This window comes from Paenisporosarcina macmurdoensis, from assembly GCF_042658845.1.
GTDB classification, from domain to species: domain Bacteria; phylum Bacillota; class Bacilli; order Bacillales_A; family Planococcaceae; genus Paenisporosarcina; species Paenisporosarcina macmurdoensis.
In genome coordinates this window covers 750776-774101 of the sequence record NZ_JBHSRI010000002.1, presented here as the reverse complement: position 1 = coordinate 774101, position 23326 = coordinate 750776, and the positions used below count along the sequence as shown (strand labels likewise).

Below are 23326 nucleotides of genomic sequence, written 5' to 3'. Positions count from 1 at the left end.
ATAAGAAAACGGATAGGTGGACCTATCCGTTTCAAGTTCTATTCACGAGGTAATTTTCTACCCCAATATTGATAATAATTAGTTTCAATAAATCCGTTAAATAGTTTGCGTTTCTTCGTAGCTCTTCGTCCGTATAATGTTTCGAACTCTGGCATCGAAGACAGCATATACACAGACCACGTTGGATGAGTATCCATAATGCGTCCCATATCATCAATCATCTCTTCGATGACTTCTACTTCCCCGATACGTTCCCCATAAGGTGGATTTCCAATCATCACACCGTCGGTTGAAGTTGTTGTGAAATCTTTTAATTGACGCTGTTTAAACTGAATTAAATCAGCAAAACCAGCTTCAATTGCATTATTTTTTGCAATTTCAATCATTCGAGGATCTAAATCAGAACCTGTGATGTCTAAATGTTGGTCATAGTTTGCTGCTTCTTCAGCTTCTAAGCGCACTTCTTCCCAGATTTTTTTTGGCATCCATGGCCAGTCTTCACTAATAAAACTTCGGTTATACCCAGGAGCTAAGTTTTGACCAATCATCGCAGCTTCAATAGCGATCGTTCCTGACCCACAGAATGGGTCTACAAACGGACGATTTGGATTCCATTTTGAAACATAGACAAGTGCTGCAGCAAGTGTTTCTTTTAATGGAGCCTCACCTTGACTTAAGCGGTACCCACGTTTATGTAAACCAACACCACTTGTATCAATGCTTAATTTCACCACATCTTTAAGTATACTCACTTCAATCTTAAATGTTGCACCCGATTCATCTAAAAAACCAATTCTTTTATGCGCTAATTTTAAGCGTTCGGCAATTGCCTTTTTAACAATCGCTTGGCAATCTGGCACACTAAATAAGATTGATTTTACAGACTTACCTTGAACAGGAAACGCAGCATCCACGGATAAATACTTCTCCCAAGGAATCGCTTTAGTTTGTTCAAATAATTGATCGAAAGTGGTCGCTCTAAAGTCTCCAGCGATAATTTTAACGCGGTCAGCAACTCGTAACCACATATTGGCACGTGCAATTGCTCGCTCATCACCATCAAAATAAACTTTACCGTTTTCTGTTTTCGTTTCATACCCTAATTTTTTTACTTCATCAGCCACAATGCCTTCTAAACCCATTGCCGATGTTGCTACTAATCGATGAGTCGTCATCATCTCATCCTTCCTTTTTAACATTCATTCATAAATTTGCTTATTTATTAAGAAAAGCTCTCCGAAGTTAGTGGAGAGCTTGTTTAGTCACAGTATACCCATTAGAAAACCCAATAAGCCATGTTTTGTTATCACGTACTCAAACGGCTTACGCCTCGTACAAGTGAGTAGTAATCATCTATCTACAGACTAAGTCTGTCTCTCAATTCGTTAAATTCCTGCATGAGAGTGCCCCTACCATAATTTGGGTTTCTCGCTCGTGGGGTTTACCTCGTTCCACCTGAAACGTTTCCGAGTCAGCTCCGTCACTGTGGCACTTTCAGAGAACCTAGACCATATCCGAAGACTTAGGTGTTGTTCCCGCCGTCAGCTGTAACACTGCCTTAGCTTATTTTTTCGCTAAGCACGAACACTACGGTCATCTCAGAACCGTGCGAGCATGGACTTTCCTCTACAACGTCAAGCGTTGCAGCGATTACCTGGATTATCTAATTGGTTCCTTTATTATACTAGCTTTTTGTCCCAAAATCAATCCACTACTAGATGTTGAATTATTCGTACAACTTACTTCCAAACACATGTTTCTCAAGATTTGAAAGTCTTTTTAGTATATCAAAATTAGTAGTACCAGTTGATGCAGGTGCAACTTGACGTCTTGGAGCATCTTCTAATTCGCCGATTAACCGTCTATTTTCTGACTGTAATGTGTCAATTGTTTGCATAAATGAATTGTAATCTTGAATAACATCATCTAAAAATTGATCTACTTCATCTTGATTATATCCTCGAATACCAGTTTTAAAATCTTTTTCTAAAATGATTTCAGGAGTTAATTTCGTGTCCATATACATCGTCCTTCCGTTGTAACATGCATGGGGTTTATTATATCATAAAGTCCCTGCTGGCGGTCATTACTCTATTCAGTTTCTGTCGAAATCTGCGCTTGCCCGGGAAATAGTCTGTTTATTTACTATACGTTTTAAGCGTTTCTCAAATGCCATATTCTTGCGTTCCTTCTGTTCAGGTTTTAAATACTGAGACTGTTTTATTAGTAAAACAGCTTTTTCCACATGACTTTTAGCGGAATCAAAATCTTTTTGAACATGCTCTGCTATCTTCGCAAGTTCTTCATACGCTTTTATTTGCCACACGTCAGGTAAATTAATCAGCGATTGCTCAAAGGCTTCATATGCCAATATCATTTGTTTACGTCTTTTATATTCATAGCCTAAAAAGTAGAATGCTTGAGCGGCATCATTTTTACTGTACTCTTTAATAATTTGTTCAAATACACTTTGGCCTTTATCAAAGTCTTTTAAATCCGAAAACCATTTTCCTATATTCGTTGAGGATACACTAGAGTCGTTATATTGCTCTTGTAAGATCAACTTGGTGCTGTGAATAAACAACGTAAGTAACGATAAGATATCCCATTCGTTATGATGAAGCACTTTTAGGAGTGTGGTGGGTACCCCACTTTTCACTGCATCCAGATAAATTATCGGTGCTAAGTGACCTGGAATATCTCCAACTCGTCTAAATCCGAGTTTTTCTACTTCGATATGAACAAGTTTGAATTGATCGAGCTCATTTCGCCAAACTCGTCTAGACCCATGAAGTAAATCGATGTGAATCGGATCCGCTAACTTTGGTAAATGGTCTCGATTTAATGTCCAGCGCGTCTGTAACTGAGGCCAATCAAAACTTTTCCCGTTATAGGTGATGACCGTTTGTCCTGGTTTCCACAATCCGCATTCATATAATAAAGCAGCTTCATGACTCGGGTCTGCTAAGACATGTTGAGTCATTTCAAAATGGTCTTCATTCCAAATGAGTTGTCCGATTAAAAATATATAAGTTCCTGTTCCTTTTAACCCTGTTGTTTCCGTATCAAAAAAGACGATTTTTTTGCCGTCCGTCGAAATTGGATGTTCGCCTTGAAAGGAATTCCATAAAGTGAAAGCCTCAAAGATTTCATTTAGTTTAAAATCCCCGTGCTTAAATTCAGGACTATAGACGATTCTTTTTTCGAAAACAATTCCAAACTTATTTTCAATTACCGTTAACCCTTCATTTTCCCAAGCTTTCGTATAATGTGGTTTTTGAGGAACGACAAAAGGAGCCAGCGATTGTTTTGTCGCTGGCTTTTTCTTAATCAACTTTTTCATTTGTAAGAGATTTTTTTCAAATGACATATGACTCACCTTTTGTTTCGATTTGCAAATACACCAGAAGCTTTAACACTTCATCTTTCAAACCAATCGTCGCTTCTTGTGGGCCAATGCACGCGGGGCATCCTTGGTCACATGGACAACTTTTAACATGTCTTTCCACGTAAGCAAGTAATTCTGGCCACACTTCAAAAACACGTTCACTAATACCTATTCCACCAGGATAACTATCATACACAAAAAACGTTGGTTGTTCTGCATGAATAGATTTCACTTGAGGCACCACATGAATATCACGACGATCACATTGAACAAATAATGGAATAAACGAAGCAATCGACGTTGCTGTACCCGTCATTGCATCGGTTAACATGGCATCCGTCCAGCCATTTGGTCTATCAAAGCTTAACCAACTAGAAGACGTATGTAATTCTTCAGGAGGTAATTGAATTGGACCAGAACCAATATTGTCATGTGTATCGAATCGGATTTTCTTAAACATGGTGGCCATCGCTAAAATAGAAACATCTCCATAAAACACAGAACCATTTTCAAACGTTTTCGTTTGGTCTTCGCTCATTACTTTTAGTTCAACAGCTAAATTAGCGTCTGTAAAATAATCGACGTCTACTTCTCTAACAAATGCTTTCTTTTCTTCCCAGTCTAATTTCTCGACTTGGAACTGAATGCCTTGATGGAGATAAATGGCTTCTTCATGGAGTAAGGTCATCGCACTATAGCGATCCATTTCCCCGATTACTTTAGTTGCAGCTGGAATGGTTTGATCAATAATAATGACATTTTCTTGCGATGCCGAGCGTAAACTGATTTCATGTGCCGGAAAACGATCACTCATCCAGTGCCATTTGTCTGAAGTTCTCACTAATATGCCTTCTGCTTCTAAATAAGCTAAAAGTTCTTGAATCTCAAACTCTCCATATTGTTCAGTCGTTTTAAAAGGCAATTCAAATGAAGCACATTTTAAATGGTCCATTAAAATAATTAAATTATCCGGATAAATACGTGCTTCTTCAGGGGACTGTCCAAGTAAAAACGCTGGGTTATTAACGATATACTGATCCAGTGCGGTAGATTGTGCAACATAGACAATGAGTGCTTCGTCTTGTCGACGTCCTGCTCGCCCAGCTTGTTGCCACGCACTGGCGATATTACCTGGATATCCAGTCATAATACAGGCTTGCAATTGGCCAATATCAACGCCCAGTTCTAGAGCATTGGTACTAACGACTGTCCGAATGGTTCCATCACGCAACCCTTTTTCAATTAGTCTTCTCTCAGATGGTAAATAGCCACCGCGATAGCCTCTAATCGATTCATCATGAATTTTCTTTTTCGTCAGCTCTTTCAAGTACGTAACAAGCATCTCAACTCTTACTCTACTTTTCGCAAAGACGATGGTTTGAATACCTTCATTGTACAGACGTTTGGATAAGTCCCGCACCTCTAAAATGGCACTTCGTCTTACACCAAACGTAGGGTGAACAATTGGTGGATTATAAAAAATAAAATTCTTTTTACCTGATGGTGCTCCATTTTGGTCAATGAGCTGATGCGTCTCATTTGTAAGCGATTCTGCCAATTCTTTTGGGTTAGCAATAGTTGCCGAAGTGCATATAAAAACGGGATTACTTCCATAATAATGACAAATGCGTTTCAAGCGACGTAACACATGTGCAACATGACTACCAAAAACACCTTTATATGTATGAAGTTCATCTACGACGATATATTTCAAGTTCTCAAATAAAGAAACCCACTTCGTATGATGAGGTAAAATCCCAGAATGTAGCATGTCTGGATTCGTTAACACAATATGCCCTGCTTTACGTACTTTCGTGCGAATGGCTGGCGAAGTGTCTCCATCATATGTGTAAGATAAAATATCTTGATTCATTTGTTCAATCAATAAATTTAAATCAGATTTTTGATCTTGTGCGAGAGCTTTCGTTGGAAATAAATAAAGTGCACGTGAAGAAGAATCTTCAACTATTGACTGCAAAACAGGTAAATGATAACATAGCGATTTGCCTGATGCTGTTGGCGTAATCGCTGTAAATGACTGTCCGCTTCTTGCCGTATCATAAGCTTGTCGCTGATGACTATATAATTGGTTAATCCCTCTTTCTTTCAAAGCTTGTTGAATGGAAGGATGCAAATCAGTTGGAAAGTCGGATAAAGTAGCTTCTTTTTCATCTATAGTGTGCCAATGAACAATTCGTTCACGCATAACAGGATCTTGTTTCCATTCAATCAGAATGTCATTGATTGTTTGTTTCGGTCTCAAGCTTGGCACCTTCTTGCTCTAAGGCATTTAAATATGTTTGCAACGTGTAACACGTTGATTGGATGGACTGAGCAAATCTCTTTTTTCCTGTGTCTTTATAAAATGATTGGACGACATATTGGTTGAACGCTTCGATTGCCGCGTCAATTTGTTGGATTCTCATATGTTTTGGACGATTATCATCTAGCCATTTTCTCGACTGTTCTCTCCACTCTATTAAGAAAGCGTGCCAGTGGTCGGCGTGAGGTTTGACTTGCGAAAAAAAATCTGGAGTTGAGTCCGTGTCACGCATTTCTTGGTGACGACTTAAACATTTGTTACTTTCTTCTAAAACCAATTTTGTTTGCTCAATTAATGTCATGGTCTCAGCTCCTTTATTACTAATGGCTCTGTTACACTCTACTGTTGATTTTCGTTACAGGCGGACGCTTTCCGCGGGCGGTCCGTGAGCCTCCTCGTGAGCTGCGCTTCTGCGGGGTCTCACCTGGACACGCTTTTCCCGCTGGAGTCGCCGCCTTCCACTACAATCACATAAATGAACAGTATTAAATAACATAGCTCGCTTTGAAGTGATATGGAGCAAAAAAGATTGCTCCTGAGGTTACTCGTAGGAAAGGAACGAAGGCTAAGAACACCACGTCGTGTGGCAACACTTCGTAACCAATACCCTGTAGACCTGAGGAGTCTTGGCGCACGTCCTAAGAAAGCGTAGCTGTTTTGCGGAATATTAACAGCTATATCTAACATAGCTTTACAATTAATAGTAACAAAAAAAAGTGGTTTTAACCACTTTTACGGGAACAGATATTCCATTCTATCATTTGTTCTGTCTCTTTTATTGCTCTTCCCACTTGGTGGCCTCTATCAATAACGGTTTGTGTTTGAGTCGATCTTTCCTGTATAAAACGCGCTTCTAAAATATGTTCTAGTAACGACAGTTGTTCAATCAATTCTTCAATTCTTTTCACCGTTCATCCCTCCAATAGTAGTGAAGTTCTACACTGTGAGCGGATATCCTTTGCTAACGACAAAACTAGAAGCATTAAGCTAAAACGTATGCTAATTCGACATCTTCCAATGAAACCCTTCACAGAACTTTCACGTCTAGTATTAGGGAAGGTTATGATACACTGATATTCGAGGTGACGAGCATGGTGATTAACTACCCGAATGGCAAAATATACACCCCTACAAAAAATACTACTGAAAAACGTCCTAAAAAGGATTATTCCTTCAGTAATAGGGGAAAGACGTTAGAGGATGAGATTAATGAAACGAATGACTACTACATGCAGCAAGGTACGGCCGTCATCCACAAAAAACCAGTACCGATTCAAGTAGTCAAAGTAGAGTATCCGTCTCGAAGCGCAGCTGTCATAAAAGAAGCTTACTATCGAACTGCTTCAACGACAGATTTTAATGGGGTTTGGCAAGGGCTACATGTAGATTTTGAAGCAAAAGAAACTAAAAACAAAACTTCTTTTCCTTTAAAAAACATACATGCCCATCAAATAGACCACATGCGATTAGTCACCCAACAAAAAGGACTTACCTTTTTAATTGTTCGGTTTTCATTGATCAATCGATATTTCGTTTTGCCATATTCCCCCCTGCAAGATGCTTGGGATGAAATGTGTAAAGGTGGTCGTAAATCAATTCCGTTCGAATTTTTTGAACAAAACGCCTTTGAAATAGTTCCTGGAGCATATCCTCCGATCGACTATTTGCGAGGAGTTACAAAGATGCTTTCAGAGGAATCTGCAAAGCAGTGAAAGTGAGGAGACGTTCGTGAGCGAAAAAGTGAATTCTCGTGGACAACGAAGAAAAGAACTTGAAAGACAAAAGAAATCCAAAAAGACTTCTAAAACAGGATGGCTAAAACGAATTGTGGTTGCCTGTCTTCTTATAGGTTTAGCAGGATTATTATTTGGTGGAGGATTGTTCGCGTTTTATGCAAGCTCTGCACCAAAACTTGATGAAGAATCATTAAAAGATCCATTGCCCTCTAAAGTGTTTGATACAAATAAAGATTTAATCATGACCTTAGGACCCGAAAATCGCGAATACATTAATTACGAAGACATTCCAAAAGAAATGGAAAATGCGATTTTAGCAACAGAAGATGTACGATTCTACAAGCATAACGGAATAGATTTTTATCGTTTAGGCGGTGCCGTTCTTGCCAATATTACAAGTGGATTTGGTTCACAAGGTGCTAGTACATTAACGCAACAAGTAATAAAAAATTCATTTTTACAAAACGAAAAAACATTAAAAAGAAAAGCGCAAGAAGCTTATCTGGCATACCAGTTAGAACAGAAATACGAAAAAGAAGAGATTTTCGAAATGTATTTCAATAAAATATTGATGTCTGGTACTACGTATGGATTTGGAACGGCATCAACTCATTTTTATGGTAAAGAATTAAAAGACCTAGAGTTGCACGAAATGGCTGTGTTAGCAGGAATTCCACAAAGTCCTAATAACTATAATCCTTTCAAACACCCTGAAGCTGCTGAAAAAAGAAGAAATATCGTGTTGCGCCTTATGGAACAACATGGAAAAATCACGACAGCTGAAAAAGAAGAAGCACAAGCAGTTCCTGTAGCTGACGGATTATTAGCAGAAGAGAAACGAAAAGTTTCGAATTCGCTTAAATATCCTGCCTTCTACGATGTTATGAAAAATGAGCTTGAAGCAAAGGGTTATTCTATTGCTGATGGACTTGAAATTTACACAACTCTAGATCCTCAAGCACAAGCGTCTGTAGAAGACACATTAAAGAGTGAGAACTTCCCTACTGAAAACATGCAAGCTGGTTTGACAGTATTGGATACGCAAACAGGTGCAATTGTTGCTATTGGCGGAGGCAGAGACTATGGTAATGACCTTCCAACCAACTATGCACAAGATCGCTCTGACCGAGGAATTGGCTCGACGGTTAAACCACTGCTTGATTATGGTCCTGCTATCGAATATCTAGATTGGTCTACCGGTCATACTTTAGTCGATGAAGAAATGAAATATACAGGTAGAGACCAACAAATTAGAAACTTCGATAACGAATATTTAGGTGCTATGACGATGCGTGAAGCTTTATATCGCTCCCGAAATATTCCGGCAGTCAAAGCGTTTAAAGAAGTAAATTTAGACGATCGCACAAGTTTTGCTAATAAATTAGGGATAAATGGAAAATATTTTGAAAATGAGTCTGCTGCAATCGGAGCTACAACGGGTATCAACACAATTGATTTAGCAGCTTCTTATGCCGCATTTGGTAATGACGGTATGTATTCAGAGCCTTATACGATTCAAGAAATCGTATTCCGTGATGGAAAGACGAAAAAAACCTATAAACCCAAATCTACTCCTGCTATGAAAGATTCTACTGCATTCATGGTGACCGATATGCTACGTGACGTAGTAAGTGATCGACGTGGCGCTAGTGGTAAAGCTGCCATCATCCCTGGATTAGATGTAGCTGGAAAAACTGGTACGACAAATTATAGTGCTGATGACTATAAAAAATGGGATTTAAAAGATGGATCAGTACCTGACATTTGGTTTGCTGGGTACACGACAAATTATTCTGTCGCAGTATGGACTGGCTACAAAGATCTTAACAATCCAATTAACGCAGATAACCAAGAAGAACGTACATTTGCTCAACGTATCTTTAAAAATGTTATGACCAACATATCAGAAGGCAAAGAAACAGCACGTTTCAAACGTCCAAATTCTGTAATCGAAGCAACTGTTGAAGTCGGTACTTCCCCTCTTCGACTTGCTAGTGAATTTACACCAAGCAATTTAAAACAAACAGAATTATTTGTTCGTGGTTCTGAGCCTAAGCAAGTATCAGAAGAATATGAACAAACTGAAGTAGACGCTCCAACAAAATTAAAGGCTGAATATAGTGAAGGTGATCAAACTGCAACACTGACTTGGAAGCACAAAGCTCCTAAAGCTGGCGGAAAAGAAATGGATGTCGCATTTGAAGTATCATACGCTATTGATGGAGGTAGTCCTACTGTCCTTCAAACAACAGATCAAAAAGGATTAATAGTAACTGGTATCACACCAGGAAGTACGTATACATTTACCGTAGTGGCAATAGCGGATGAAGTAATTAGCTCTCCTGCCAGCACTACCCTTGAAATCGAAGCTGTTGAAGTCGAAGAACCTGTGGAGGAAGAACCACCTCCAGAAGATGAAGATGAAGATAAAGACAAAGATAAAGATGAAGGCGAAGGGAACGGTAATGGGAACGGTAATGGTAATGGAAACGGAAACGGCAATGACGATGGTGAAGGTGAAGGAACAACACCACCTGAAGAAGAGCCAACGCCGCCTGTTGAGGAACCTGTAGAACCTCCTGTTGAGCCTGTAGAACCTCCTGTTGAAGAGCCGGTACCTCCTGTTGAAGGTGAAGATGGGTCTGACGAAGCAACAAACACTACTACTGATGAAGCGAGAGCCGCTTCTACCGAAAAAGTAATCAGTGATGTAATAGGAGAGTAATCTCCATAAATAAAAAAGAAGCAAATCCTTAAAAGGATTTGCTTCTTTTTATTTATACTGAATTCGAAGTCGTGCCATTTTCTTTGTGGTTTCTTCAAACAATTCATTTAGTTGCCGATATGCTGCATAATGACTAGGTTGAGTAACGATAAACTCAAAGCGTTCTTCTCCGTTTAGCGGAAGAACTTCATAATTTTTCAACTCAACCGAATCAAAAACAACCGTTTCAGAAGCTTCTACCAGTAGTTTTTGATAAAGCTCAATAGCTACTAGCATGTGCTTATGAACATTTTGATCCTTCTGCTCATAAGCATTTTGAATACGATCTTTCACGGCAAACCATTGCTGTAAGATGCCATTTAGGTGATCTTTTTGTGAGAACTTGTCAAATCGAATCAATTTTAACCAACCCTTTGTTCACACGTTTCTTACCTTCTCGACATAACGGCAATAGAGGACAAACTGGGCATTGTGGGTTTTGTGCCTTGCAATGATAACGACCGAAGAAAATGAGTTGATGATGTGTTCGCGACCACTTGTCCATCGGTGTCTTTTTCATGATTGTCTCTTCAACTTGTAACACGGAATCTTTCCATCGGCAAAGACCTAAGCGTTTTGACACGCGTTCTACATGTGTATCTACCGCTAGAGCTGGAATATCAAAAGCCACGGATACGACGACATTAGCCGTCTTCCTACCCACTCCTGGAAGTGTTGTTAACAAATCGCGGTTTGCTGGTATTTCTCCATTAAATTGCTCGATTACGAGTCGACTTAACGCTTGAATATTTTTAGCTTTGTTGCGAAATAATCCAATGGACCTAATATCATTTTGAAGCTCTTCTATTGAAACGTTCAAATAATCTTGAGGTGTTTGATATTTGGCAAATAAACCAGGCGTTACTTTATTTACGAGAACATCTGTACATTGTGCGGAAAGTAATGTTGCAATCGTCAGCTCAAATGGATTGCTGTGAACAAGCTCACAATGAGCATCCGGAAACATCCTATCCATTTCTGATAAACAATACTCCCATTGCCCTTTTGTTAACATTTACTCACTTCCCTACTCTCGCTCTTCTAACCAATTGTAGAAAGGCACTTTATTGGTCTTCTGTGTTGGTGTTGGTGACGCTGTTCGTTCTGGTACCGTTCTAAATTGACTAGCTTGTTTTTCGACATCTTTCATCGTCTTAACATTTTTCTTCTTCCATTCGAACAAGATGCGGTCGATATAACGTAAACTCATCTTTTGAGCTAGTACGGCTTCTTTTAATGCTGCACGGATGAGCTCAGGAGATTGTTGATCTTGATCAATCCACATTCCAATGGTCTCACTTTCCATCGGTGACAACAAACGTCCAAATTCCTGCTCAAATAGACGAAAAATATCGCCTTCTTGCTCTTTTTGAGTCATTTCTTTTTCTGTCGTTTGTTCCGTCAGCAAAAGATCTATTATCCGATTCCATAATGAATGGAATGAAAAAGCTTCAAATAGCACACCTTTTTCATCATATCTTTGCTGTATGGATAGGTATCCTTTTTGAAATAATCTTTGCATATGTCGGCTAACTTGTTCGTGTGTAAAATGGGAACGCCCCACTAAATCGTCAGGCGTCGGAAAATGATTCCCTTTGTCGATAAACGCTAACATATGAAGAATGAGAAAGGCTTCGTCATCTTGTATATCACACTTTTTATAATGTTGAAAAAAGAGCTGGGAAATAGTTACATTTCCCTGCTCTGTCCACATACGGAGCCGATCCGGATTTTGCTGTTGCATACCTGAACTCTCCTTTGTACTTATATTATTACAGTGCTATTTATGGATACAATCGGTTTAATAAACGTGGGAATGGAATTGCTTCACGAACGTGTTCTGCACCACTAATCCATGCTACAGTTCGCTCTAGACCTAATCCAAATCCTGAGTGAGGTACAGAACCTTGTTTACGAAGTTCTAAGTACCAAGCGTATGCTTTTTGATCTAGACCATGTTCATCTAAACGTTGTTTTAATAAATCGTAATCATGAACACGTTCTGAGCCACCAATAATTTCGCCGTATCCTTCTGGTGCGATTAAATCCGCACACAAAACTACATCTTCACGGTCTGGATGTGGTTGCATGTAGAACGGTTTAATACCAATTGGATAATGTGTGATAAATACAGGCTTCTCATAATGTTCAGCGATAGCCGTTTCATGTGGAGAACCGAAGTCATCTCCCCACTTAATGTCATCAAATCCATTTTCATTTAAGAAAATAATGGCATCATCATAAGAAATACGTGGGAAAGGTGCTTGAATATGTTCAAGTTTCGTCACATCACGCTCTAAACGCTCTAATTCTAATTTACAGTTCTTTAATACCGACTGAACAACATACGATACGAATTGTTCTTGGACTTCCAAGTTTTCTTCAAATTCTACAAAAGCCATCTCGGGTTCGATCATCCAAAATTCAATTAAGTGTCGACGTGTTTTAGATTTTTCTGCACGGAATGTTGGGCCAAATGAAAATACTTTCCCAAGCGCCATTGCAGCAGCTTCCATATAAAGTTGACCTGATTGAGATAGATAAGCATCTTCATCAAAATATTTAGTTTGGAATAATTCTGACGTTCCTTCAGGAGCAGAGCCAGTCAAAATTGGTGGATCTACTTTTGCAAACCCATTATCATTGAAAAATTCATATGTTGCACGAATTACTTCATTACGGATTTTCATAATGGCATGTTGTTTGCGTGAACGTAACCATAAATGGCGATTGTCCATTAAAAATTCTGTACCATGTTCTTTTGGCGTAATTGGGAAATCAACTGCTTCGTGAATAACTTCGATTTCTTTAACTTGAAGTTCGTAACCGAACGAAGAACGTTCGTCTTTCGTAACTTCACCAATGATATACATTGAAGTTTCTTGAGTCATTGATTTTGCTATTGCAAACAATTCTTCAGGTACTTCCGCTTTAACAACTACTCCTTGCACAAATCCTGTTCCATCGCGTAGTTGTAAAAAAGCAATCTTTCCGCTAGAACGCTTGTTAGCTAACCAAGCGCCTAATTTAACAGTTTCACCTAAGTGTTTTGGCATATCGTGTATCATAATTTTTTTCATAAGTTCCTCCAGAGATTACAGCAAATCTTCTTGCCATTTTGATTGTACAAATGTGTCTATACGAGCTACAGCCGCTTCAAGTAAATCAAGCGATGTTGCATATGATAAGCGAATTGTCGATGGTGCACCAAACCCAGAACCTGGAATTACTGCAACATTTGCTTCAGTCAGTAATGCATCTACAAATGCATCCACAGATGCGTATCCAGTCATGCGTGCAGCTTCTGAGACTTCCGGTAGTAAATAAAATGCACCCTGTGGTTTTAATACGTTAAAGCCAGGGATAGCTTGCACTTTTGGATAAATGATTTCTAAACGCGATTCAAATGCTGCTCGCATCTCTTCAACCGTATCTTGTGGTCCATTATACGCTTCTATTGCAGCATATTGAGAAGTGGTCACAGGATTAGATGTAGAGTGGCTTGCTAAATCCGTCATTGCTTTAATTACTTCTTTGTTTCCAGCCGCATAACCGATACGCCATCCAGTCATTGAATGAGATTTTGACACCCCGTTTATGACTATTGTACGTTCTTTGGCATCATCCGACGTTTCAGCAATTGATACATGTTTTGCGTCCCCATAAATCAATTTTTCATAAATCTCATCTGAGATAATCCATATATTTGCATCTTTGCACACTTTCGCGATTTCTGTTAATTCTTCTTCCGAATAAATCATACCAGATGGATTACTAGGAGAATTTAAGATAATGGCACGTGTTTTTTCAGTTATTGCAGCTTGAATCTGTTGTGTTGACACTTTGTATTGTTGATCCGCTGTTCCTTCAATATATACAGGAACACCACCAGCTAATTTAACTTGTTCAGGATAACTCACCCAATATGGAATTGGGATGATGACTTCATCTTGTTCATTTAATAAAACTTGGAACAACGTATAGAGTACATGTTTTGCACCTATTCCTACTAAAATTTCAGATGGTTCATAAGTCAATCCTTGATCTCGTTGTAACTTGTCAATAATCGCCTTTTTTAAGGCAGGTAAACCACCAGCAGGTGTATATTTTGTATGGCCTTCATTCATTGACTTAAGAGCTGCATCTAATATGTTTTGAGGCGTATTATAATCTGGTTCTCCTGCACCTAGACCAATCACATCAATGCCTTGTTGTTTTAACTCTTTCGCTTTTGCCGTAATGGCCAGTGTTGTTGATGGTGTTAATGTGTGAACACGATTAGCTAATTGCGGTTTCATAAACAGTCGTCCCCTTTTACAAATTCAAAATACGTTTCCACCATTTTCCGTCTTCGAACAATAAGTAAACGTAATTTAATTTATCATTTTCATTCAAAAAAGTGATTTCCCAAACCGCATTGTCTTGTTCCCAACCGAGTTTAGTATGTAACACTTCTTTTACTTTAAATTCGGTTTGTACGGCATCTATCGCCTGTTTTTTTGAAATTCCATCTTTCAGCATCACTTCTTCAATGGCTAAATCTTTACCGGTAATTGGGACAAATACAACTTTCCCTTTCCCGTCTACATCATTACCACTGACGGTAACATATGTATTTGATCCATTATAGACTTCTGAAACTGATACTTCTTTTAATTTTTCTTCCTTTAACACGAGTAGTTCAGCTTTATCTCGTTCATCTGAAAAAGGTTGCCCTGCTTTCCAAATAACAAACAAGCTAATAACCAGGCTTAGCGAAAGAATAAAAACACTTATAAAAATAATCCATCGTTTCATGTATGCACCTTACGTTTTATAAATTGTGAAAACGGCTTTCTCTTGATTATCTTTCTCTAGTGCAAGTCCGAACATTAAATCTCGATGTTTTAAAGTACGATTCAAGGCGTCCACAATTTTATACAAGTCTGATTGATAGTCAACCGTAACCGTTGATAATATTTCAATTTTGCTTTCCATTCGAAACCCCTTCTCTGTTTACTCATACATTCTCATTATACCAATGTTCCAGGTCTAAGACCATATCTTCTAAGGAGACTTTCTTCATCGGGATATCAGGTAATGCACGAATAAATTCTTTTCCGTAAGACTTCGATTCGATTCGGCGGTCAAGCACAATAAAAACACCTCTGTCCGTAGACGATCGAATTAAACGCCCAAATCCTTGACGGAATCTAAGAATAGCTTCAGGCAACGCGAATGATGTAAAGGAGTTGATGCCTTGTTTCGTTAAACGCTCTGCCTGGGTTTTAAAAACAGGTTCTTCAGGTGAAGAGAATGGCAATCGCACCATGATAACTGCAGATAGTGCATCTCCCGGTACATCGACACCTTCCCAAAAACTATTCGTTCCAAACAACACAGATTTACGGAATCGTTGGAAGGATTTTAACAGCTTCATTCGACTACCTGATGTCATGCCTTGTGCAAATAACATATAACCTTCAAGTAAATTGGTATCTTGAATTAAATCTACTGTTCTTCTCAACATCTCTTGTGATGTAAACAACACAAAACATCGACCTTCCGTTACTAACACAGTTTGAATGACCGCGTCAGCAACCGCTTCAATAAAATCAGATTGTGAAACATGTTGAATATCCGGCATGTCATCTACAATAAATAAATTTGCGCCTTGGTAAAAATCTCTTGATGCCGAATACGTCTTGATTTGAACCTCTTCAGGAAGTCCTAATTGATTGACAATAAATCGGCTATTTCCTGGTACAGATAAAGTGCCGGACGTCCAGATGATACCTGCTTTTCCACGCCATTCATCAAATATTTCATTGACAGCACGTGTCGAATCAATAGGTTTTTTATAGACATGTAAACTGCCAGGAACACTTCTGCGATCAAGCTCAATCCATACAGAATGCTCTGAAAGGGAAGATAGAAAAATATCAACCCATTCTCCTGTTTTTATTTTCATTTCATTTAGCCAGTATTGCCACTCTGCTACGATTAATTTCTCACTATGACTAGATTCTAATTGACTCGTTGAAATTCGATCTAGCAAGTTTTCAGCTATGGTGAGCCATCTTTGTAAATAATGGTAGACCTCGTTTAATACATCAAAATCTAAATCTAATTCTTCGAGTAGAATGGTTTGTTTAGAGTGAGATTTAGCTGTCTTCTTACGACTGACATTTTGTACAAGCGATAGGACTGCCTCATCAAACTTGTCACTACAATGTGTATACATCCGATCGAGTTCTTCAAAGGTGCTAGTTACTTCCACACCTTGACGTCCTAATACACGTGCAAAGGAAGACGTTAATTGGTCTTGGTCACGTGTACCGAGTTGCCCAAATACATACTTCCACTGTGTATATGAAAAAATCCGTTCATCACGAGCATTTGCCGCTTGCACAAACTGATGGGCTTCATCGATAACGAATGAAGTGATTTGATTGGTTAACAAAGGCTCTAATCGATGTTTATCTGTGAACAACATCGCATGATTGGTAATTAATATATCGGCCTTTTGACTTTGAGCTAACGCATACGAATGAAAATCATGAACGTTTATTTCAGATGACTTTATAGAGAATGCATTTTTTCTTACTTTGTCTAAGAAAAATTGACCACCACTTGAAACATTTAATTCTCCCACATCACCTGTTTGTGTCCTTGCGAGCCACACCAGTATTTGACAAATAGCGAATGTATCATCGTAAGACTCATCTTCCGCTCGCAGCAATTCTTCAAAACGATGTAAATCAAGATAATGTCGTGCACCTTTTAAGATCGCCACATTTACTTTGCTGTTGACGATTGCTTCTAATTTAGGAACTTCCACCTCATGCAACTGCTCCATTAAGTGTGACGTATATGTACTAATTAATACCTTCTTGCCCTGTTGTTTTGCATGAAAATAACTAGGAATTAAATAACTAAGTGTCTTTCCTATGCCTGTTGATGCTTCTATCGCTATTTCATTTTTCCCTTGAAAAGTTTGCCAAATGGCATCCATCATTTGAAATTGACCTTGTCGTTCTTTAAAGTCTTGTAAACCTTCCGAGAACATCAATCGTTTTTGATTTTTTGTTTCTGGATAGTACGTAAATGACTCGACAGGATCTGGTTGGAGTTGTTTTTTAAGCAAAGCAATTCCTTTATAAATATCCAAATCTTCTACTTTTGACATGACTCTTTTCTTCTGAAGTGCTTCAAAGAACAACGATGAAATGTCATGTTTTAATTGGAATGACCGTTTATGAATATGTTCGATTGTTTGAATTGGGAGTTTTTCAATTTCTTTCATACACTCAATAAACAACTCTGCTGTAGCGTAGGCATCATCGTCTGCACGATGAGCGTTTGCTAGCTGGATACCGCGTTCTAAAGTAATATCCTGAAGTTTATAACTAAAGGAGGTCGGGAATAGCAGACGAGATAACTCAACTGTGTCCATTTTCTTACCCTTCCACAAAGGAAAGCCGATTCGCTTAAATTCTGCTTGAACAAAAGACAAATCAAAATTCGTATTATGCGCAACGAATACACAGTCCTGCAGCATGTCAAAAATATCACCAGCCACTGCTTCAAAAATGGGAGCATCTTTGACATCTTCATCAGAGATATTCGTTAAGTCCTGTATGAAAAAAGGAATTTTCTTTCCTGGCTGAATAAAGGTTGAATAAGTTGTTTGTATTTTCCAATCACGAACGAAAACAACAGCAAATTGAATCATTCGATCTCCTTTTGCAGGGGAATGACCAGTTGTTTCAATATCAACGATTGCATAATTTACATTTTGCATAAATATCAACTCACAATTTAGACTTCTAATAAAAAAATTGTATCACAAATCAGCTGAACACGTGTAACTGAGAGGATACAAATACGTCTAACCAAAAAAGGAGGTTTTCTGAAATGAAATCATGGATTCGATATACCGCCATTGGTTTTTTAGTATTTTCACTAACTGCTTGCAATGCTGAACCCGAAGTTAGCGTCGATAATGAAGTGAAAGATGGTGACGCAGCAGGAATTGAACTAACGACACAAGTAAATGGAGTCTTTAAAGGATTTGAAGGAGATGACCAAAACAAGGTCATCATTGATTATGAAGGTGAAGTAAAAACCTACGAAGTTGCTGAAGATGCCTCAGGAGATTTTGATATCATTAAAGAAAATGACAACATCGCGTTCTCTACAAAAATGATAGATGGAAAAGAAATGATTGAAACATTGCGTTTAAATTAAGGATGAAGTTAGTCGTTAAGAATGAACAGGTAAACTCATGGATCAAACATAAAGTAGTATTGTGAAACCTGGATAACAGGTTTGACATGACACTCGGTTGAGGAAATAGAAGTTCAAAGAAAAAGCCACTCAAACTCAGTTTATCGAGTTTGAGTGGCTTTTCTTTTATCGCACTGTTAAAACGACTGAGTGATTTTCGTTACACGCGGACGCTTTCCGCGGGCGGTCCGTGAGCCTCCTCGTCGCAAGCTCCTGTGGGGTCTCACCTGGACACGCTTTTCCCGCTGGAGTCGCCGCCTTTCACTCCAATCACCTACTGAAGGAATCAAAATAAATAAACACAAGGTAAAGGCAGCCGTTTTTATATTAAACGTTATCACAATAGCCGATGGCACTTATTGAACAATTGCACTAATAACTTGAAGAACAAATAAGGGGTTTAGAGCTTATCTGGATTCTCTATTTTTAGAGAATATACATCACCACAAGACGCACAACACGAAATAAACATTCCAGTTCCCAATGACATAATGCTGCCAATCTTTTTTACCTTATCGTATCCTGTGGTTCCAATTTTTCCAGTCTTACTTTTAGTATGACCACATTTTTCACATTTGAAATTTTCATCAATTTGAGTCATTTCCTCAACTCCTTAACCAATATACATAATAGGTTTACGTTCCAAATCAATTAATGTTTCAATTATTGATTCTTTCAACTTACCTGATCCGTACACAAAACCTCTATTCAATTGCTCAACTGTCATACATTCTCGCATACACCCTAGGTTGACATAACCTCACGATTGGATAGTATTCAACTAGGTTCATTGTATAATGGCAGGATTAAAGTTCGTTTGTATTCAAATATAGCCGATGAGAGGCCATAAATGTGTTGTCAAGAGCCTAACCCTGAAAGCCCTTCCATGACGAAAAAGATGATGAAACCGATGATTGGTATACCAAAAGTTAGCAACCATAGTAAAACTGAATCTTTCTTTGTTAGAATGACTGTATTGTCAACAGGTGTCTTTCTAAAGTAACCATATGTTAAAATCAGCGTCGGTATAATTAGGAGTATGCTGAATGCGTCCATCGTATCTGCGGGGTCTATTCCTAGGAATTGGTTAAATATCTCATGGTATGTATAAGGCAATAATTGGATTAAAAAAGACAAGACAACCGCACTTATGTTGTACTTTGCTATCGTGTTGTTCGGATACATTTTATAAGTTGAAAACAAATAAAACACAAGAACGAAGAACGTAATAACATAAGTGGGGATATCACTTATATAAGTGAGCGTTATACCCGTTATGACGAGATAAAAACACATGATGTTAACCAGAATAAAAGCGATTCTTTTCTTATCAGTATGTTCAGCGTGTTCAGCATTAGCCATGTGAATCATCCAAATCGCTAATCCCACGAATATGAAAAAATACAATTCGGCTGGTAATATCAAAATGATTGTCCCTAAAATGAAAGAGTAAAAGAGGTTTGGCATTGTCTTCTGTAATGACTGGTAGACTGTTTTTTTATTTGGCCAAACCGAAAAAACAATCAAACTGAAAACTGAAGTCCAAAATCCATAAAATAGTAATAAACGTTTTAAATCGAATTGTTCGTGTAGATAACCGTCAAATTGAAGGTAATTGAAGGTAAAGATGATAAAACCAACCCATTGCAAGACTAAATAATAGAGCATACTATCAACCCCTTCCTCTTATATTGTTCCAAATTACACCAATATCCAACAACTGAATACTAATTTTTCAAGTAAGTTCGAGGGAATTCCTTATTCAACTAATGACCCGTTAGCCACCCATGCAGCACAAAATCAGCACTTCACCACAGTTTATGAAAATATATGCCGCTAGGATTTGAATTTTCATGGGAGTTGAACAAGAACCTAAATTATCCACCGTAAACCTTCGACCACTTTCATTTTTTTATCCATGAATAAATATTCAGTTCGTCTTGAGCTTTTACTAACTAAAAAAGACTTTTTTCTACAATATAAACGCGAGTATTAACCAAAAAACGCCAAAGCCAATATCAGACAGATAGAGCCACTTACTCTCTCTATTTACATAATGTTCAATTCCAGTTGTAATTGAGCTAAGTCCTGCTAAGATGCATAAAAATCTAATATAGATGAAATCAAAACTGGTCATTACACTGGATATTAATGCTATTAAGACAAGAAGCAGCGTTATTATCCCAATCACATTTTTTATAATATTAAACGGTTTTGTGCTTTTACTTTTTTCGAAAAATAACCCCATATAAATCTCCTATCTATGATTCTAAGATAAATCTAATTACGAAAGAAAAGCAGCTTAACGATCTTCAAGTAGAGCACCCCTGATACTTTAAGCACAAAATCTGCTTCGTTAATCAAACACAATTCGACGATGTCTTTCATCACACCAGTTCACTACAGCTATTTAAAGGAATATCGACATACTTTCTATATACATTTGGTTCAATTTCTTGATACACCCTTACAAATCTAACTTCAAAAGTGGGAAATGGACTAAGTTCTTTTTCTGCTAATTCCCCCATTTCTCTAAGTTCTTTTTGTGATAATCCATAATTTGTTTTTCCAAAAGTCATATGCGGTACAAAGTCGTCAAGTTCAAAATACTTTTTAATTAAATCATTGGAAAGAGAAATTTCTCGAACAATACTTTTATGTAGTTTACATAGTTCATTTGAAGTAGCACTTAAATAAAGAATATCTTCACCAAAAAACATTGGTTTACCAAGTGTTAGTTGAAAGGAATTAAAATTAGTACATACTTCTTTAACTTTACTAATCCACATCTCATCTGGGGTTAATCCACCTTGTGCCTTTAGCGTTATATGTGGTTCGACAACATCTGTAATCCGATTAGTTTTCCATTTATGCTGAAAATCTATTAATTTCTTTTTGTATTCATCCAAAGGCACAATTCCAATGAAAAATTGCAATTAATGTCACTCCCCTAACTATATCTACTCCTTCTTGAACTATCCTGACCCCTTACTACGATCACTCCATAAGTTCAATAAGGTTATGTAAGCAAACTACCAAAGAATAGTATGAAAATTAATAGCACCGAAAAACCCATTGTAAAAATAATCGTAAATATACTTCTAGCCATTGCTTTCCATTCCCTTACATCCTTTAATCCGATGAGTCCAAGAACGAATGCTGTCAATGTAATACCTAAGACAATATTTAATGGATGAGTACCAAGGACTTGGGTAAAATCGCTAATAAGGTTTGCAGATGATATTGCAATGAAAAATATAGGAATACAAGATAATGTAAGTATAAAAGACCATATATTTATAGTAAGTTTCATACATATCACCTCATTAAATATGAGTATATCAATACTTTGAACTGGATTCTTATATACTGTTAAATCAACCTGCCTTTCACTTGAATTAAAGTTATTTATTTTTTATGTCTTCCAGCAGAGAAATAACCTTTTCATTCTGATCAATTATTGTTTGATTTTGCTTTCTAAATTTTGTGAAATCAAACAAATACACTAATAAGATTGCAACTATAAGGATTCCCATAAATTCACCTCTATACTCTTTTTTTACAGATTGTATCATTTGTATGTAACTAACCTGACCAACATCTATTCCATATGTTAAATAATAGCGTTATCATAGGCACAACACTGATCTTCAACTAAAGCATCTCGCTAGTTGATGAGGTTTTGTACTTTTAAAACCACTTCTTTCGGTTTAACATCAAGGAATGATAGTTTTTCAATATCAACCCATATCGGCAAATATGAACCTCTACCCCGTTTTTCACCGGTGTATTCTTCTCCTTGTCCAGTTCCAAATGTTCCCTCGATAATTTCAGCTAGGAAAAAGTATTGTGTACCGTTAAACTCAATTTTTTGAAAACACTCAACAACGTTGACCTTTACACCTAATTCTTCGAATGCTTCTCTTTTAGCCGCTATTTCAGGATTTTCACCTACTTCAATACCACCTCCGGGAAAAACATAGTAAACAGTACCGTCCCGAATTCTTTTAATCAGCCCAACTTTGTTATTTTCTATTAGTACAACTGAACCTCTATCTCTCACATTTATCCTCCTAAATTGCTTAAACCCTATTGAAAATATCCTTTAGCTAAAGGAGTCTAATTAAAATGCAATATAAAAAGGCTGAAGTTTGTCATCTATACAATATTCAATTCTTTGCCTAAAATTTTTCCACGTGACCAATTCCAATGCTTCATCAATAGGGAAATAACCTACTTCTAGACTTTCAGTACTAGTTGTAAGTTCTCCTCCAATCGGTGTACCTAAAAATAATGTATTACAAATTGAACCACTTACATTTTGAAATACTCCACAAAATTTTGTTATTTCAATATCTATTCCCGATTCTTCTTTTGTTTCCCTGATTGCAGCTTCTTCCAAGGATTCGCCTTCTTCCACCTGCCCACCAGGCATTTCCCATCCTCTTCTTGGTCCTTTAATTAACAAAATTTCTTTTTGATTATTTAGTACAATCGTTGCTGCTGAAACAATATGTTTGGGTGTCATTACTCAATCTCCTTTTCCATATTTGATCTTATACCAAACCAACTAACTTCTTTAAAACACTTATAAAAATATCGAACCCATTATTCATCTTTTCTTCTCTTAATTTAAGTTCACAATCGCCTTTTTATTTTAACATAAATATCCAATTAATCTTTAACGAAATTTTTAATCAATTATAAATATGAAAACTGAAACTGGTAATTCAAATAAAAAACAAAATAACACCTCAATTCGCACTTAGGAACAGCGAAGGAGGTGTTATTTTATCTTCTAAAAACGAAAAGAAAAAAACATTTTAATTATTGTTAAAAATTGTTAA

Annotated in this window: 23 protein-coding genes and 1 other RNA gene; 3 read left to right on the top strand and 21 right to left on the bottom strand. The window is 37.5% G+C overall.

What is annotated here, in order from left to right; genetic code table 11:
- Positions 1-38: 38 nt before the first annotated feature.
- The 7 genes from ACFPYN_RS03775 to ACFPYN_RS03745 form a co-directional block, all read right to left on the bottom strand.
- A complete protein-coding gene (locus ACFPYN_RS03775; RefSeq protein WP_377732639.1) occupies positions 39-1175 on the bottom strand; it encodes a THUMP domain-containing class I SAM-dependent RNA methyltransferase in 1137 nt (378 codons plus the stop codon).
- Between the two features lie 109 nt (positions 1176-1284).
- An RNA gene (rnpB, locus tag ACFPYN_RS03770) (RNase P RNA component class B) lies at positions 1285-1662 on the bottom strand.
- A 64-nt stretch (positions 1663-1726) separates the two neighbouring features.
- Complete coding sequence (gpsB, locus tag ACFPYN_RS03765) at positions 1727-2020, bottom strand: cell division regulator GpsB (RefSeq protein WP_377732589.1); 294 nt, start codon at positions 2018-2020, stop codon at positions 1727-1729.
- 75 nt (positions 2021-2095) lie between these two features.
- Positions 2096-3370 carry a ribonuclease H-like domain-containing protein gene (locus ACFPYN_RS03760; protein ID WP_377732588.1) on the bottom strand — a complete coding sequence of 425 codons (1275 nt, stop codon included), beginning with the start codon at positions 3368-3370 and terminating at the stop codon, positions 2096-2098.
- Positions 3360-5594, bottom strand: a complete 2235-nt coding sequence (locus ACFPYN_RS03755) for a DEAD/DEAH box helicase (protein ID WP_377732638.1) — start codon at positions 5592-5594, stop codon at positions 3360-3362. The genes ACFPYN_RS03760 and ACFPYN_RS03755 overlap by 11 nt, the downstream gene beginning before the upstream one ends.
- A 31-nt stretch (positions 5595-5625) precedes the next feature.
- Complete coding sequence (locus ACFPYN_RS03750; protein ID WP_377732587.1) at positions 5626-6012, bottom strand: DUF1798 family protein; 387 nt, start codon at positions 6010-6012, stop codon at positions 5626-5628.
- 421 nt (positions 6013-6433) lie between these two features.
- Positions 6434-6619: a hypothetical protein gene (locus ACFPYN_RS03745; protein WP_377732586.1), complete on the bottom strand. Its 186-nt coding sequence runs from the start codon at positions 6617-6619 to the stop codon at positions 6434-6436.
- Between the two features lie 183 nt (positions 6620-6802).
- On the opposite strand from ACFPYN_RS03745, the gene recU reads away from it, so the two are divergent.
- Positions 6803-7423, top strand: coding sequence for a Holliday junction resolvase RecU (gene recU, locus ACFPYN_RS03740; RefSeq protein WP_377732585.1), 621 nt, complete (start codon positions 6803-6805; stop codon positions 7421-7423).
- Between the two features lie 16 nt (positions 7424-7439).
- Positions 7440-10172 carry a PBP1A family penicillin-binding protein gene (locus tag ACFPYN_RS03735; protein ID WP_377732584.1) on the top strand — a complete coding sequence of 911 codons (2733 nt, stop codon included), beginning with the start codon at positions 7440-7442 and terminating at the stop codon, positions 10170-10172.
- A 48-nt stretch (positions 10173-10220) separates the two neighbouring features.
- Here the strand turns inward: ACFPYN_RS03735 and ACFPYN_RS03730 are convergent, their stop codons facing one another.
- Genes ACFPYN_RS03730 through dinG form a run of 8 tightly spaced genes read right to left on the bottom strand, consistent with a single transcriptional unit; the run spans position 10221 to position 17994 of the window.
- The gene (locus ACFPYN_RS03730) at positions 10221-10571 is read right to left on the bottom strand and encodes a YpoC family protein (RefSeq protein WP_377732583.1); all 351 of its coding nucleotides are present in this window, start codon (positions 10569-10571) and stop codon (positions 10221-10223) included.
- Positions 10558-11226 (bottom strand): endonuclease III, encoded by a 669-nt coding sequence (gene nth, locus ACFPYN_RS03725; RefSeq protein ID WP_377732582.1) that lies wholly within the window; start codon positions 11224-11226, stop codon positions 10558-10560. Before nth ends, ACFPYN_RS03730 begins: the two co-directional genes overlap by 14 nt.
- Before the next feature lie 12 nt (positions 11227-11238).
- The gene (locus tag ACFPYN_RS03720; protein WP_377732581.1) at positions 11239-11955 is read right to left on the bottom strand and encodes a DnaD domain-containing protein; all 717 of its coding nucleotides are present in this window, start codon (positions 11953-11955) and stop codon (positions 11239-11241) included.
- A 40-nt stretch (positions 11956-11995) separates the two neighbouring features.
- The gene (gene asnS / locus ACFPYN_RS03715; RefSeq protein WP_377732580.1) at positions 11996-13291 is read right to left on the bottom strand and encodes an asparagine--tRNA ligase; all 1296 of its coding nucleotides are present in this window, start codon (positions 13289-13291) and stop codon (positions 11996-11998) included.
- A 15-nt stretch (positions 13292-13306) separates the two neighbouring features.
- Positions 13307-14509, bottom strand: a complete 1203-nt coding sequence (locus tag ACFPYN_RS03710) for a pyridoxal phosphate-dependent aminotransferase (protein ID WP_377732579.1) — start codon at positions 14507-14509, stop codon at positions 13307-13309.
- A 16-nt stretch (positions 14510-14525) separates the two neighbouring features.
- Positions 14526-15008, bottom strand: a complete 483-nt coding sequence (locus ACFPYN_RS03705; RefSeq protein ID WP_377732578.1) for a cell wall elongation regulator TseB-like domain-containing protein — start codon at positions 15006-15008, stop codon at positions 14526-14528.
- 9 nt (positions 15009-15017) lie between these two features.
- Positions 15018-15188, bottom strand: coding sequence for a YpmA family protein (locus ACFPYN_RS03700; protein ID WP_377732577.1), 171 nt, complete (start codon positions 15186-15188; stop codon positions 15018-15020).
- 22 nt (positions 15189-15210) lie between these two features.
- A complete protein-coding gene (gene dinG, locus ACFPYN_RS03695) occupies positions 15211-17994 on the bottom strand; it encodes an ATP-dependent DNA helicase DinG (protein ID WP_377732576.1) in 2784 nt (927 codons plus the stop codon).
- 113 nt (positions 17995-18107) lie between these two features.
- Here dinG and ACFPYN_RS03690 point away from each other — a divergent pair, with 113 nt between their 5' ends.
- Positions 18108-18440 (top strand): hypothetical protein, encoded by a 333-nt coding sequence (locus ACFPYN_RS03690; RefSeq protein ID WP_377732575.1) that lies wholly within the window; start codon positions 18108-18110, stop codon positions 18438-18440.
- A 439-nt stretch (positions 18441-18879) separates the two neighbouring features.
- Here ACFPYN_RS03690 and ACFPYN_RS03685 read toward each other — a convergent pair whose 3' ends face one another.
- The 6 genes from ACFPYN_RS03685 to ACFPYN_RS03660 form a co-directional block, all read right to left on the bottom strand.
- Complete coding sequence (locus ACFPYN_RS03685; protein ID WP_377732574.1) at positions 18880-19080, bottom strand: hypothetical protein; 201 nt, start codon at positions 19078-19080, stop codon at positions 18880-18882.
- Positions 19081-19337: 257 nt separating this feature from the next.
- Complete coding sequence (locus tag ACFPYN_RS03680) at positions 19338-20147, bottom strand: hypothetical protein (protein ID WP_377732573.1); 810 nt, start codon at positions 20145-20147, stop codon at positions 19338-19340.
- Positions 20148-20866: 719 nt separating this feature from the next.
- Complete coding sequence (locus tag ACFPYN_RS03675; RefSeq protein ID WP_377732572.1) at positions 20867-21415, bottom strand: 2'-5' RNA ligase family protein; 549 nt, start codon at positions 21413-21415, stop codon at positions 20867-20869.
- Positions 21416-21498: 83 nt separating this feature from the next.
- Positions 21499-21792 (bottom strand): hypothetical protein, encoded by a 294-nt coding sequence (locus ACFPYN_RS03670; RefSeq protein WP_377732571.1) that lies wholly within the window; start codon positions 21790-21792, stop codon positions 21499-21501.
- Positions 21793-22146: 354 nt separating this feature from the next.
- Entirely contained in the window at positions 22147-22542 is a 396-nt protein-coding gene (locus ACFPYN_RS03665) for an NUDIX hydrolase (RefSeq protein ID WP_377732570.1), read from the bottom strand.
- Between the two features lie 60 nt (positions 22543-22602).
- Positions 22603-23007 carry an NUDIX hydrolase gene (locus tag ACFPYN_RS03660; protein ID WP_377732569.1) on the bottom strand — a complete coding sequence of 135 codons (405 nt, stop codon included), beginning with the start codon at positions 23005-23007 and terminating at the stop codon, positions 22603-22605.
- Positions 23008-23326: the final 319 nt, after the last annotated feature.